Genomic DNA, 12239 nt, shown 5'->3' on the forward strand with positions numbered 1-12239 from the left:
GACCACCCGGCGCACGCCTTCTCAGGCGTTCGATGGGTAGCGAGGAAAACTAGAAAAGGGGGTTGCCAACGTCAACGGGCGCGGCCGGTCTACGCCCTGAAGCGCGCGGGCCCAGCAGGGGCGCGCTCGGACACGGGACTCAGAGCGCCCGAGCCCGACCCTTGCCCAGACCGGCCCAGGGCTGCTCGGGCGGCGTGATGAGCGGCCGGAGCGCCGAATCCAGCTCCATGGCTCGACGCTGGGCCTCTCCGCGACCTCGTTGCCACTCCCGCACCCGCATCAGGTCAGGCACCGGGTCGAGCCAGTCGATATCCCCGTACGAAGCCGCTGTCCCCCCAGGCACCGTCGCGGCGCTCCGGCCCAGCAGCGCCTTCAGTTGGAGGGAGGCCTCCCGGGCCCGGGGAAAGGTGAACCGCCGACGTACCCCCACCCGGTAGGTCGGCTCACGCGTAGGGACGCGCCCCAACGCCGCCTCGCGGGCAAGCACAGGGAAATTGAGCCCGGCGTGGATCGAGAGGGCCAACGTCCCCCAGAACTTCGGATTGATCTCGATCAGGTGGTATTCGCCGCTGCGAGGATCATGACGGAACTCCACCTGGGCGGGCCCCGACCACTGCAGCGCGCCGAGGACGCGGTGCGCCAGCTCCCGCACTGTCGGGTTGTCGGTCGTGACGTTGACGGCACCGACCCCGCCATAGACCGGCACCATCACCTGCCGGACCTGGGTCAAGGTCGCGAGCGGACGGGCATCGTGCCACACGGCGCAGGCATCGTGCAGATGTCCCGAGATGAACTCCTGGACGAGCGGAGCCTCGAAGCGTTCCGCGGCACCGCGGGCCCTCCGCTGCATCAGCGTCTGAACTGCAGCGAGCAACTCATCGGCCGTCTGCACGACGCGGAGGCCTGTTGCCGACCCGCTTCGCGGCTTGACGATAAGCGGGAAGCGCGCCTCGCGTGCCAAGGCCCGGACGTCACCTTCGTCCTCGGGAGTGAAGCTCCGGGGAACGGAGATCCCTAGGTCGCGACAGAGCTCGCCCGTGCTCGCCTTGTCATTGGCGATCCGGAACGACTCCACGGAGGGGAGGAGCGAGGCGGCCTTCCCTTCGAGCAGGTGGCGGTGGTGCACCGCCGCGTAGTAGGCCGGAAGGCCATAGGGGAGCACGACGTCATGACCGTCGCCGGCAACCCGGTCCCTGACATCCGCCATGTAGCCCAGCGGGTCTGCGAAGGCGGGTCGGGAGGCATGCCAGCGTCGGACGCTGCGGCTCCAGGACCGAGCGCCCAGCGGGCGCTCCCAGATCAGATCACAGACGTCACCGTCCCGCCACAGCGCACGCGCCGCCGAAAGCTCGGCCGGCCCCGGAGTACCGGCGATGAGGACAAGCGACACAGCGTCGTCAGACCACTCCCAGACGCGGCCGCGACGAGGACGGCTGCGCTTCGACTGCGGGGGCTGCCGTAGCCGGGGTGTTGGGAAACGTCATCAGGGTGTCGGAGCGCAAGCCGAGTCGCAGCGTCTCCAACCCGATCACGTCGGTCAGGGCGATGTTGGCCAGGTTGGCGTTGGGTCCGATGCGGCGGATGAACTCGACCTGAAGCTCCTTGTTGGGCGCTTCGAAGATGAGTCGGTCCTTGGGCAGGGCCGAATCCAGGATCTCGGCCACCAACCCGTAACGTAGCTCACCATCCGCGCGGCAGATCCCTGACTTCCCGGACTCGCGCGCCTCGGTGATGACCCAGCGCGCCCCGGCCTCCAGGTCCTCCGCGATGTACTCGATCCACTGGGCAGGAAACAGCTCCTGCGAGCGAGCCACGTCCTTGTAGCCCACTTCGCTGAGCACCGTGAACTCCTCCGCGAACTCCCGGATGTACCGAGCCTTCTCGCGGTTGCTGAGCGTGATGCTCCCGTTCGAGACCTCGATGTGCGTGCATCCGCACGAGCGCATGAACGCACGCAGGCCATCGAGACGGCCCTGCAGCAGTGCCTTCTCGAAGAGCGTCCCCCCGAAGAAGAAGTCCACGCCGCAGTCCTTCAGCACTCCCAGCTTGCGCTGGAGGTCCGGCGTCACCAGCGCGGTGCCCCACCCGAACTTCACCAGGTCGATCAGGGAGCGCTGCGATTCCAGCACGTCGTGGAAACGCCCCCCTGGCACCCCGTTGTCGATCAGGACGGTCAGGCCCTTCTGACGGGGCTTTTCCGTACGCTCGGGGAGGTCTAGAAAGGACTGCGCAGCCATCGTCATCCTCCTGACGGGGTCGGCCTCCGCAACGCGCAGAGCCGGGAGCCGGGGGTCGGTCGGCTCCAAGCTGCGAGATCGATGCCACGCATCGTCGGACCTCCGCAGCAGGCCGGCACCCCGTAAATCACCATATTTCAAGGGTTTTCCCCTCCTCGGCCCCCTCGCCTGCCGGCATGTGCCTTGCTAGCTTGCCGGATCGAATCGAGCAGCGATCGACCGAAACGATCCACACCGAGGTTCCCATCTCTCCGTCGCGCCTCCAGGCCGAGACACAGACGCCGGGTAGCCCCGGCGATCCGCCTCCGGCGAGCCCGGGCTCTCTGGATCGGTCGCTGGTTACCGGGGTCGCCTGGACCAGTGCCGGCAAGTTCGCGGTGCAGCTGGTCCGCTGGCTTTCCACGCTGCTCATCGCGCGGATCCTCGCCCCCGCCGACTATGGCATCGTCGGCATGGCCGTGCTGTTCACAGGGCTGATCGCGCTTGTCTCGGAGTTCGGCGTGGGCGCGGCCATCGTGCACCGCCAGGACCGGCTGAGCGAGGATCAGATCGCGCGCCTGGGGGGTGTGGCGCTGCTCACCGGCCTGGGGCTGGCCGGCCTCTCGGCGCTGGCCGCACCACTCGTGGCTGGGTTCTTCTCCGAGCCCGGAGTCCGGCCCGTGGTGATGGCGCTGAGCCTCCAGTTCGTGTCCGAAGCACTGCGCGTGGTGCCTCGCTCCCTGATGACCCGCGACCTACAGTTTCGCGCGCTGGCGCTGATCGAGGTGGTCGAGGGGGTGGTCCTGGCGCTTGCGACCCTCACGCTGGCGCTGCTGGGCGCCGGGTATTGGGCCCTGGTCGGGGGTCTCCTCATCCACTCTGCGGTGGGAACCATCGCCAGCTTCCTGGTCCGGAGTCACCGCATCGCGTGGCCCCGAGACCTGCGGAGCATCCTGTCCGAGGTGAAGTTCGGGTTCCACCTCGTCTTGAGTCGCATCGGCTGGTACACGTATTCGAATGCGGACTTCGGGGTGATCGGCCGCATCTTCGGCAAGTCGCCTCTGGGCGACTACACCATCGGCTGGAACCTGGCCAGCGTACCGGTCGAGCGGATCACGAGCATCGTCTCGCGCATCGCCCTCCCGATCTTCTCGCGCCTGCAGGACGATGCCGTAGAGTTCCGCCGCTCCCTTCGCAACATCACGCAGGCCCTGAGCATCATCACCTTCCCCGTCGCCGTGGGGTTGGCCCTGGTGGCCGAACCGTTCGTTCTGGTGGTGCTGGGCGATAAATGGGTAGGAGCCATCGAACCCCTGCGAATCCTGGCGCTGGCGGCCGTCCTTCGCTCGATCACGCCGGTGCTGTCCCCGGCCTTGATCGGGATCGGCCGCCCGGACCTGGCATCCCGCTTCTCCCTTTTCGGAGCGCTGGTGCTCCCGGCCGCCTTCGTCGTGGCGGCCTTGCGCTGGGGCATGGTCGGCGTGGCCTGGGTCTGGTTGCTCGTCTATCCGGTCCTGGCCTTTGGGCTGCAACTGCGCTGGACCTGCCGCGAATCGGGGTTGCGGGTACGCAACTACCTGCTCGCCCTTTGGCCGGCCACCGCCGGGACGGCGGGAATGGCCGCGGTCGTGCTGTTTGTGGAGTGGGAGTTCCTGCGGGGCACTGCGCCCGTCGTATCGCTGTTTGTGAGTAGCGCGGTGGGAATGATCGCCTATGGGCTGATCATGGGTGTGGTGTTCCGAGAGAAGTCGGTGCGGATGCTGGAGCTGGTGCGGTCCCTCCGGAGTTGAGTCCGAAGTCGCGCGTCACGGTTCGTCTCAGCAGCTGGCGGCCGGGGTTGGTCGGCCCTGGTGCGCCTGGACGCTACAGACCCCGCCTCGCCAAGAACTCCGCGATCTCGGGCGCTTCGACGTAGAAGGTCCCCAGCGTCCCGTCCTTGGTGCCGTGCCAATCCGATCCGCCGGTCATCACGAGCCCGTGCCGCCCGGCCGCCTGCTCCAGTTGGGCTTGATACTCTCGAGAGTGGGTGGGGCGGTAGACCTCGAGGCCTTCCAAACCGTCGCGGACGAACCCAGGGAGCAGGGACTCCATGCTCTCGCGGGGCGGATGGGCCCAGACGGCTACGCCGCCTGCCTCGTGGATGCGCGCAATGGCTTCGGCCGGGGACTGCAGGGCCGTGGGCACGAACGCCTCGTGGTCATCGGAGATGAAGCGGTCGAACGCCTCCTGGACCGTGGCCACGTACCCCGCGTCCAGCAACGCCCTGGCCAGGTGGGGACGGCCGATGCTCTTGCGGCGCTCGTCCGCTCCCGCGATGACCCGTACGGCTTCGATGGTCACGTGCACGTCCTGGCGCGCCAGACGCTCGATGATGCGGACCATGCGGCTCTCGCGGAACGTACGGGCCCGGTCTGCGTGCTCCAACAGAACGGGCGCAGCCGGGTCCACGAAATACCCGAGAATGTGAAGGTCGCGCTCCTCGTGGGTGCTGGACATCTCCACGGCGGGGATGACCTCGACGGATAGCTCGGCACCGGCCGCGGTGGCGGCCGCCACGCCCGCAGTCGTGTCGTGGTCCGCCAACGCAATCAGGTCCAGGCGACCGTCGCGCGCGAACTGGGCTACCTGCTCCGGAGCGAATTGGCCGTCCGAAGCCGTCGAGTGCATGTGGAGGTCGATCCGCATGCTGGGAACGCGCGCTCCTCGGCCGCCTAGGCCGGGACCGTAGCCACTCCCTCGCCGACGTGATCGGTCAGAACGATGACATCGTCGTTCTGGACACGAATGAGCCCTCCGGCGATATGGAACCGCTGGCTGCCCCCTCCGGGAAGATCGATCGCGAGCTCACCCGCACCGAGCGCCGCAATCAGAGGCGCGTGCCGGGGCAACACCCCCATACGCCCGTCCCAGGCTGGCGCCACGATCGAAGCCGCGTCACCCTCGAAGACGATCTGCTCGGGAGAGACCACGCGGACGCGCAACATCAGGTCCGCCATCAGCCTGCCATTCTCTCGGCATCGGCGATGACCTCCGCGATGCCGCCCTTCATGTAGAAGGCCTGCTCCGGCAGGTGGTCGAACTCACCCGCTGCCACACGCTCGAAGGACTCGATGGTCTCCTCGAGCTTGACGTAGCGGCCCGGTAGACCGGTGAACTGCTCGGCGACGTGGAACGGCTGCGAGAGGAAGCGCTCGATGCGGCGAGCGCGGCCCACCAACACCTTGTCTTCTTCGGAGAGCTCGTCCATGCCCAGAATCGCAATGATGTCCTGCAGCTCCTTGTAGCGCTGCAGAATCCGCTGCGTCTCCCGGGCCACCCGGTAGTGCCGCTCGCCGATGAAGTTCGGATCCAGGATCCGGGAGGTCGAGTCCAGCGGATCGACCGCCGGATAGATGCCCTTCTCCGAGATCGCGCGGGAGAGCACCGTGGTCGCGTCCAGGTGCGTGAAGGCCGTGGCGGGCGCCGGATCGGTCAAGTCGTCGGCGGGCACGTAGATGGCCTGCACCGAGGTGATGGAGCCCTCGCGGGTGGACGTGATGCGCTCTTGCAGCTCGCCCATCTCGGTGCCGAGCGTCGGCTGGTATCCGACGGCCGAGGGCATGCGCCCCAGCAGGGCGGACACCTCGGAGCCTGCCTGCGTGAAGCGGAAGATGTTGTCGATGAAGAGAAGCACGTCCTGCTTCTCCACGTCGCGGAAGTACTCGGCGATGGTCAGGCCAGCCAACCCGACCCGAAGGCGGGCACCCGGAGGCTCGTTCATCTGCCCGAAGACCAACGAAGTCTGCTTGATGACTCCCGACTCGGTCATCTCCAACCAGAGGTCGTTGCCTTCACGGGTCCGCTCACCCACCCCGCAGAACACGGAACGTCCGCCGTGCTCCATGGCGATGTTGTTGATGAGCTCCTGGATGATCACCGTCTTGCCGACGCCCGCTCCGCCGAAGAGGCCGGTCTTGCCGCCCTTCACGTAGGGCGCGAGCAGATCGATGACCTTGATGCCCGTCTCGAAGATCTCGGTCTTGGGCTCGAGCTGGTCGAAGCGCGGAGCCTCGCGGTGGATCGGCCAGCGCTCCAGCTTCTGGCCCTCGCCCACGGGGCCCATCTCGTCCACCGGCTCGCCGAGCACGTTCAAGATGCGGCCCAGCGCCGCCTCACCGACCGGAACCGTGATCGCCTGACCGGTGTCGAGCACGTCCATGCCGCGCAGCACGCCGTCCGTCGACGACATCGCGACCGCGCGCACCTGTCCGCGCCCGATGTGCTGCTGGACCTCGGCCACCAGATCGATGCTCTGGCCGCTCTCGGTGGTGCCCTTCAGAGAGAGCGCGTTATAGATCTCGGGCAGGTTCTCGGGGTCGAACTCGACATCGAGGACGGGGCCGATGACCTGGACGACCTTTCCAACGTTCGCCATGACGGTTTGATCTCCGCTATTCGAGAGCGGCGGCGCCACCCACGATCTCCGCGATTTCCTGCGTGATCTGGGCTTGGCGCGCCCGGTTGTACGTGCGTGTGAGCGACTCGAGCATCTCGCCCGCTTTGTCTGTCGCGTTCTTCATCGCCGTGCGTCGAGCACCTTGCTCGGCCGCGGCATTCTCCACGAGCGACCGATACACGGTGTTTCGGACGTAGGCGGGAAGCAGGCCCTCCAGAATGTCACCGGCGGAGGGAGATAGGATGAACGCGTCGGCCGTGGACTTGGCCCCGGGCTCCGCCTGTACGGGCAGCAACAGACGGGACACCGGCGGGGCGGACATGGCCGACCTGAAGATCGAGCTGATCACGTAGACGGCGTCCAGCTCGCCCGCCGCGAATCGATCTCGGAGCGGTGCCACGAGCCGCTCGGCATCCTCCGGCGTGGGGCGATCCGTCACCGAGAGGTCCGTAGAAGCGATGGGCTCACCCCGAAAACGGAAGTACACAGCCCCCTTCTTCCCGACCACGTGCAACTCCACCTCCATCCCCTGGCTACGCAACTCGTGCAAGAGGCGGTTGCCTTCGCGGATGAGGTTGGCGTTGAAGGCCCCGGCGAAACCTCGATTGGCCGTAAGCAGCAGCACGGCTGCCCGACGGACCTCGGCAGGCTGGCGCAGCAGAGGGTATTCCTTCCCAAGCGACGGGGAGAAGAGGCTCTTCACCACGTCGCCGATGGCCTCCGCGTACGGGCGTGCCGCGTGAACACGGTCGGTAGCACGCTTCAACTTGGAGGTGGCGACCATCTCCTGGGTGCGTGTGATCTTCGCCGTATTGTCGACGGAGCGGATCCGTCGCTTGATCTCGCGTGCTTTGGCCACGGTCGATCCTAACCGTTGCGCGCCTGGAAGGCGGCCTGATACGAGCCGATCACCTCGATCAGCTCCTTCTCCAGCTCATCGGTCAACTGACCGGAAGACCGGATCCCTGAGAGCAGCCCGGGCGCCTGTGCCGCCATGTAGTCATGGAAGCCGTGCTCCCATTCCTTGACGTCGCTGACGTCCACCGTGTCCAGGTATCCGTTGGTCACGGCATAGATGATGGCGACCTGGTTCTGCACCGGCATCGGCTGGTACTGCGGCTGCTTCAGCACCTCGATCGTGCGCTGGCCCCGCGCCAGCTGGCGCTGGGTGGCCGCGTCGAGGTCGGAGCCGAACTGAGCGAATGCCTCCATGGCACGGTACTGCGCCAGGTCGAGGCGAAGACGCCCCGCGACCTTCTTCATCGCCTTGATCTGCGCGTTGCCGCCCACACGCGACACGGAGATCCCGACGTTCACGGCAGGTCGCACGCCGGCGTAGAACAGATCGGGCTCCAGGAAGATCTGCCCGTCGGTGATCGAGATCACGTTCGTAGGAATGTAGGCGGAGACGTCCCCGCCCTGCGTCTCGATGATGGGCAAGGCCGTCAAGGAGCCGCCGCCATGCTCGTCGGAGAGCTTGGAAGCCCGCTCCAGGAGCCGGCTGTGCAGGTAGAACACGTCCCCGGGGTACGCTTCGCGGCCCGGAGGCCGGCGCAGCACCAGGGACAGCTGACGGTAGGCCTGGGCTTGCTTCGACAAGTCGTCGTAGATGACCAGCGTGTGCTTGCCCTGCCACATGAAGTGCTCTGCCAACGCCGTAGCCGAGTAGGGCGCGATGTACTGCATGGGAGCCGGATCGGAGGCGCTGGCCGCCACCACGATGGTGTAGGCCATCGCTCCCTGCTCGCGCAGGATCTCGACCACGTTGGCCACCTTGCCCGCGCGCTGACCGATCGCGCAGTAGATGCAGATGACGCCCGTGTCCTTCTGGTTGATGATGGTGTCGATAGCGATGGCGGTCTTGCCCGTTCCGCGGTCGCCGATGATCAGCTCGCGCTGCCCCCGTCCGATCGGGATCATCGAGTCGATCGCCTTGATCCCCGTCTGCAGGGGCTCCTTCACTGGCTGACGCTTGACGATTCCGGGAGCGACGATGTCCATGGCCCGGCGCGTCTCCGCGGCGATCGCGCCCTTGCCGTCGATCGCCTCGCCCAAGGGGTTGACCACGCGCCCGACGTAGCCCTCACCCACGGGCAGGTCCAGCACGCGTCCGGTGCGCCGCACCTGGTCTCCCTCACGCAGCCCCGTCCAGTCTCCGAGGATGACGGCGCCGATGTTGTCTTCCTCGAGGTTCAGGGCCAGGGCGGTCACCGCCTCGCCGGTCTCGCTCGAGACGATCTCGAGCATCTCGCTGGTCATGGCCTTGGTCAGGCCGTAGACCCGCGCGATCCCGTCCTTTACCTCCAGCACCTCGCCGATCTCCTCGGCCTGGAGCTGCTCGTCGTAGCGCTCGATCTCTTTGAGCAGAACGCCCTTGATCTCGCTCGCCCGGAGCTGGGAATCCGCGGTTGCCATCGTCTATCGTTCCTCAGGGCCTAAGGTTCGTTGCTGTTCTCTCGCCGGCGATGCCGCTCAGAGCTCCGTCTGGAGCATCCGGCGCCGCAGGCGTTCCATCTTGTGGCGCACGGAACCGTCGAAGATCCGGTCGCCGGACTTCACCACCACGCCCCCCAGGATGTCCGGCCGCACCCGCACCTGGGGAATGGCCTGTTTGCCGAGCAACCCGCTGAGGTGCGTGGCCAACTCCGCTCGCGCATTCTCGTCCAATGGGTGCGCCACGGTCACTTCCACCCGCTCCCTACCCAAGCGCTCGTCCAGGAGCCGTTGGTAGGCCTCGTTGATCGCGCCGAACAAGCGTTGCCGACGCTTGTCGATGGTGATCAGCAGAAAGTTCAGGAACGGACGGGGGACCTGATCTCCCAGCGCGGTCTTGAGCACCCGCTTCTTGGCCTGTGCGTCGATGCGCGGCGTACCCAGGAAGAGAGCCAGCTTCCGGTTCTGGGCGATGAGCTCGGCCACCGACTCCATCCAGGAGCCGTACGCCTCGATTCCTTCATGACGCTCGGCCAGTTCCAGCAGCGCCTCGGCATAGTTGCGGGCGACGGACTCGTCCCTCACGCCTCCGCTCCCTGACTCTTCGAGATCCGGCTCAGATAGTCCATGACCAACGCGCGATCGGACTCGGAGTCCAGGTTGCGCTGGATCAGCTTGGAAGCCGCCGAAAGGGCCAGCTCCACGGACTCCTTGCGGAGCGCCTCGATGGCCGCGTCACGCTCGTGCTCGATGTCACGACGGGCCCGCTCGAGGAGGGTCTGACCCTCCAGCCGGGCCTTCTCTTCGATGTCCTTGCGCACGCGCTCGGCGGCCTCGCGGCTCTCGGCCACGATGCGCTGTGCTTCGCGTCGGGCTTCGGCCAGCTGCAGGCGGTTCTCCTCGAGGAGCGTTTCGCTCTCTTCCTTCAGCCGCCGCGCGTCTTCGATGGTCGCGCGGATGCGAGCCTCGCGCGCGTCGAGCGCTGAGAGCAGCGGCTTCCAGGCGAAGCGCGTGAGCACGAAGAGCAGCGCCCCGAAGGTGAGCACCGTCCAGAAGGACAATCCCCAATCGACGCTGAACAGCCTGTCCCACCCACTCGCATCCTGCGCGCTCAGTGCGGTCGGCCAAGCGACCAGCGCCAAGACGGCGGCGGTTCTTTTCAGGTTCTTCATCGGTATTCCCGCAGGGTTCCTGGGCGGGGAGCGCCGGCAGGTCCGGCGCTCCCGGATCCCAGACCCTAGTTGATGAACTTGAACAGCGCCGCCACCACGATCGCGAAGAGTGCCGCGCCTTCAACGAAGGCGGCGAGCAGAATCGCGAGTCCGCGGATGTCGTTGGCCGCCTCGGGCTGGCGCGCGATACCCTGGGTCGCGCCGTCACCGATCCGGCCGATACCGAGGCCAGCTCCGATCACCGCCAGACCCGCGCCGATGCCGGCACCGAGCAGGGCCAGGTAGTTCTTGGCCGTGACGGGATCGAGGTTCGCCGCGCCTTCCTGGACCGCGGTCAGCATTGCGTGCAGCATGGTGTCTCCATCCTAGGGATTACGGTTTTGCAACCAGGTTGAACTTGTGCGTCAGTGCTCGTGCTGCATGAGGCCGATGAAGACGGCCGAAAGCATGGCGAAGATGTACGCCTGGATCAGGGCCACCAGCAGCTCGAGCAGCATGATGGCGCTCACCATGGCAAACGACGCCCCCGCCACGAACCAGCGGGCCACGACGTAGCTCTGGAACACGAAGATCAGGCCGAGCAGCGAAAAGATGAGCATGTGCCCGGCTGTCATGTTGGCGAACAGCCGGATCGCGAGTGCGAACGGCTTGGTGAACTTCGAAAGCAGCTCCACCGGGGTCATCACCAACAGCATGATGATCTTCCAGACCCCTTCCGTGCCCTCGGGGATGAAGAAGATCGTCTTCGCGTATCCTACGGGCCCCAGCTTGATGAAGCCTGCGATCTCCACCACCAGGAAGGTGATGACCGCCAGGGCAGCCGTGACCGAGAGGTTCCCTGTCGCGGTCCCCCCCCAGGGCAACAGCCCGAAGAGGTTCATGGTGAGGATGAAGAAGAACAACGTCAGGATGAACGGCACGAACTTCTCGTAGCCGTGGCCGATGTTGGTCTTGCACACGTCGTCGCGGAAAAACACCACCATGGCCTCGACCGCGTTGGCGAAGCCGCTGGGAGCGTCCTCCACGTACTTGCGACGCACGGCCCGGGCGACCACCAACATGGCCAGCCCGCTGAGGAGTGCCGCCAGCAGCATGAGCACCAGGTGCTTCGAGGGCGACAGGTCCAGGGCGATGGGACCGAGATGGATCGGTTCGAAGTGCGGGAAGTGCACCGGACCGATCAGGGGAAGCTCGTACTCGGCAGCGTCCAGGATGTGGTGCGAGAGCATCTCGCCCAGGTCGAACGCACCCTCGCCGTGCCCGGCGGCCTCGGCGGCGTGTTCGGCCGCTTGGGCCGCCTCACCGGCATGTTCCTGCAGAAAGGAAAGTCCCAGCATCTACGGATGGGCGGCGCGCGGCCGCATGAGGTCGAGGTTCTCCAGGACGGACTCGAACAACAACAGGGCCACCAGGTAGACCGTCAGCGCCAGCAGGAACGGGACGGCCCAGGCCGTGGGAGAGAGCGCGAGCCAAATGATCGCACCCAGCAAGACGACCATACGGGTCGCCGCCCCGGCGACCACGCCCACGGCGAAGCGCTTGGGGTCGCGCCGCACCCGGCGCAGCGCCACATAGAGCACGAGCTGGGTGGTCAAAGCAATGGCCGCCGCCAGGCTCACCCCGAACCAGGAAACGGGAGGAAGGAACAACCGCAACGCGAGCGCGGTCAGGCCAACGGCCAGCACCGATCCGCCAACGAAGGTCGTCGACCGTGTCACGTGTCCTCTTGGTCCTCTCGCCTCTTGCGCGGCTCCACGATCACGTGGAGGTACAGGTTGTAGAAACCCGTCGCACCTCCGAAGAACGCGCCCCCGATGGAAAGCCAGGGTACCGTTCCCAACCGCTGGTCCAGCCACAGACCGAGGAGGAAGAAGATCAGGGTCGACAGCGCCCAGGTCAGACCGAACCCGACGTAGCGTCCCTGCTCCCGCCACACTCTCCCCGGATCGTCTTCGGGCTCGGGCTTCTTCGATGCCACCGGAA

General features: G+C 66.6%; 14 protein-coding genes. 1 reads left to right on the top strand and 13 read right to left on the bottom strand.

Annotated elements, in window-relative coordinates; all coding sequences use genetic code 11:
- Nucleotides 1-139: 139 nt before the first annotated feature.
- Both R3E10_16715 and R3E10_16720 read right to left on the bottom strand, forming a co-directional pair.
- Entirely contained in the window at nucleotides 140-1390 is a 1251-nt protein-coding gene (locus R3E10_16715) for an ATP-grasp domain-containing protein (protein MEZ4417399.1), read from the bottom strand.
- Nucleotides 1391-1397: 7 nt separating this feature from the next.
- Entirely contained in the window at nucleotides 1398-2237 is an 840-nt protein-coding gene (locus R3E10_16720) for a phosphosulfolactate synthase (protein MEZ4417400.1), read from the bottom strand.
- A 191-nt stretch (nucleotides 2238-2428) separates the two neighbouring features.
- Between R3E10_16720 and R3E10_16725 the strand changes: the two genes are divergently transcribed.
- The gene (locus R3E10_16725) at nucleotides 2429-4006 is read left to right on the top strand and encodes a lipopolysaccharide biosynthesis protein (GenBank protein ID MEZ4417401.1); all 1578 of its coding nucleotides are present in this window, start codon (nucleotides 2429-2431) and stop codon (nucleotides 4004-4006) included.
- Nucleotides 4007-4079: 73 nt separating this feature from the next.
- Here the strand turns inward: R3E10_16725 and R3E10_16730 are convergent, their stop codons facing one another.
- The 11 genes from R3E10_16730 to R3E10_16780 all read right to left on the bottom strand — a co-directional run bounded on the left by R3E10_16730 (nucleotide 4080) and on the right by R3E10_16780 (nucleotide 12234).
- A complete protein-coding gene (locus R3E10_16730; protein MEZ4417402.1) occupies nucleotides 4080-4901 on the bottom strand; it encodes a PHP domain-containing protein in 822 nt (273 codons plus the stop codon).
- Between the two features lie 26 nt (nucleotides 4902-4927).
- Entirely contained in the window at nucleotides 4928-5212 is a 285-nt protein-coding gene (atpC, locus tag R3E10_16735) for an ATP synthase F1 subunit epsilon (GenBank protein ID MEZ4417403.1), read from the bottom strand.
- Nucleotides 5212-6630 (bottom strand): F0F1 ATP synthase subunit beta, encoded by a 1419-nt coding sequence (gene atpD / locus R3E10_16740; GenBank protein MEZ4417404.1) that lies wholly within the window; start codon nucleotides 6628-6630, stop codon nucleotides 5212-5214. Before atpD ends, atpC begins: the two co-directional genes overlap by 1 nt.
- A 16-nt stretch (nucleotides 6631-6646) precedes the next feature.
- A complete protein-coding gene (gene atpG / locus R3E10_16745) occupies nucleotides 6647-7510 on the bottom strand; it encodes an ATP synthase F1 subunit gamma (protein MEZ4417405.1) in 864 nt (287 codons plus the stop codon).
- A gap of 8 nt (nucleotides 7511-7518) precedes the next feature.
- On the bottom strand, nucleotides 7519-9066 hold the full coding sequence (atpA, locus tag R3E10_16750) for a F0F1 ATP synthase subunit alpha (protein ID MEZ4417406.1): 1548 nt from the start codon (nucleotides 9064-9066) through the stop codon (nucleotides 7519-7521).
- Nucleotides 9067-9123: 57 nt separating this feature from the next.
- A complete protein-coding gene (atpH, locus tag R3E10_16755; protein MEZ4417407.1) occupies nucleotides 9124-9669 on the bottom strand; it encodes an ATP synthase F1 subunit delta in 546 nt (181 codons plus the stop codon).
- Entirely contained in the window at nucleotides 9666-10256 is a 591-nt protein-coding gene (gene atpF, locus R3E10_16760) for a F0F1 ATP synthase subunit B (GenBank protein MEZ4417408.1), read from the bottom strand. The genes atpH and atpF overlap by 4 nt, the downstream gene beginning before the upstream one ends.
- 65 nt (nucleotides 10257-10321) lie before the next feature.
- Nucleotides 10322-10597 carry an ATP synthase F0 subunit C gene (locus R3E10_16765; protein ID MEZ4417409.1) on the bottom strand — a complete coding sequence of 92 codons (276 nt, stop codon included), beginning with the start codon at nucleotides 10595-10597 and terminating at the stop codon, nucleotides 10322-10324.
- A 63-nt stretch (nucleotides 10598-10660) separates the two neighbouring features.
- Nucleotides 10661-11593 carry a F0F1 ATP synthase subunit A gene (atpB, locus tag R3E10_16770; protein ID MEZ4417410.1) on the bottom strand — a complete coding sequence of 311 codons (933 nt, stop codon included), beginning with the start codon at nucleotides 11591-11593 and terminating at the stop codon, nucleotides 10661-10663.
- Nucleotides 11594-11974: a hypothetical protein gene (locus tag R3E10_16775; GenBank protein ID MEZ4417411.1), complete on the bottom strand. Its 381-nt coding sequence runs from the start codon at nucleotides 11972-11974 to the stop codon at nucleotides 11594-11596. It abuts the gene before it with no gap.
- On the bottom strand, nucleotides 11971-12234 hold the full coding sequence (locus R3E10_16780; protein ID MEZ4417412.1) for an AtpZ/AtpI family protein: 264 nt from the start codon (nucleotides 12232-12234) through the stop codon (nucleotides 11971-11973). Before R3E10_16780 ends, R3E10_16775 begins: the two co-directional genes overlap by 4 nt.
- Nucleotides 12235-12239: the final 5 nt, after the last annotated feature.

The organism is Gemmatimonadota bacterium (assembly GCA_041390105.1).
Taxonomy (GTDB): Bacteria; Gemmatimonadota; Gemmatimonadetes; order Longimicrobiales; family Gaopeijiaceae; genus JAGQIF01.

Coding starts and splice junctions, on each gene's coding strand:
- R3E10_16765 (MEZ4417409.1), bottom strand. CDS start 10,597: ATGCTGACCGCGGTCCAGGAAGGCGCGGCGAACCTCGATCCCGTCACG.
- atpF (MEZ4417408.1), bottom strand. CDS start 10,256: ATGAAGAACCTGAAAAGAACCGCCGCCGTCTTGGCGCTGGTCGCTTGG.
- atpC (MEZ4417403.1), bottom strand. CDS start 5,212: ATGGCGGACCTGATGTTGCGCGTCCGCGTGGTCTCTCCCGAGCAGATC.
- R3E10_16720 (MEZ4417400.1), bottom strand. CDS start 2,237: ATGGCTGCGCAGTCCTTTCTAGACCTCCCCGAGCGTACGGAAAAGCCC.
- atpD (MEZ4417404.1), bottom strand. CDS start 6,630: ATGGCGAACGTTGGAAAGGTCGTCCAGGTCATCGGCCCCGTCCTCGAT.
- R3E10_16730 (MEZ4417402.1), bottom strand. CDS start 4,901: ATGCGGATCGACCTCCACATGCACTCGACGGCTTCGGACGGCCAATTC.
- atpB (MEZ4417410.1), bottom strand. CDS start 11,593: ATGCTGGGACTTTCCTTTCTGCAGGAACATGCCGGTGAGGCGGCCCAA.
- atpA (MEZ4417406.1), bottom strand. CDS start 9,066: ATGGCAACCGCGGATTCCCAGCTCCGGGCGAGCGAGATCAAGGGCGTT.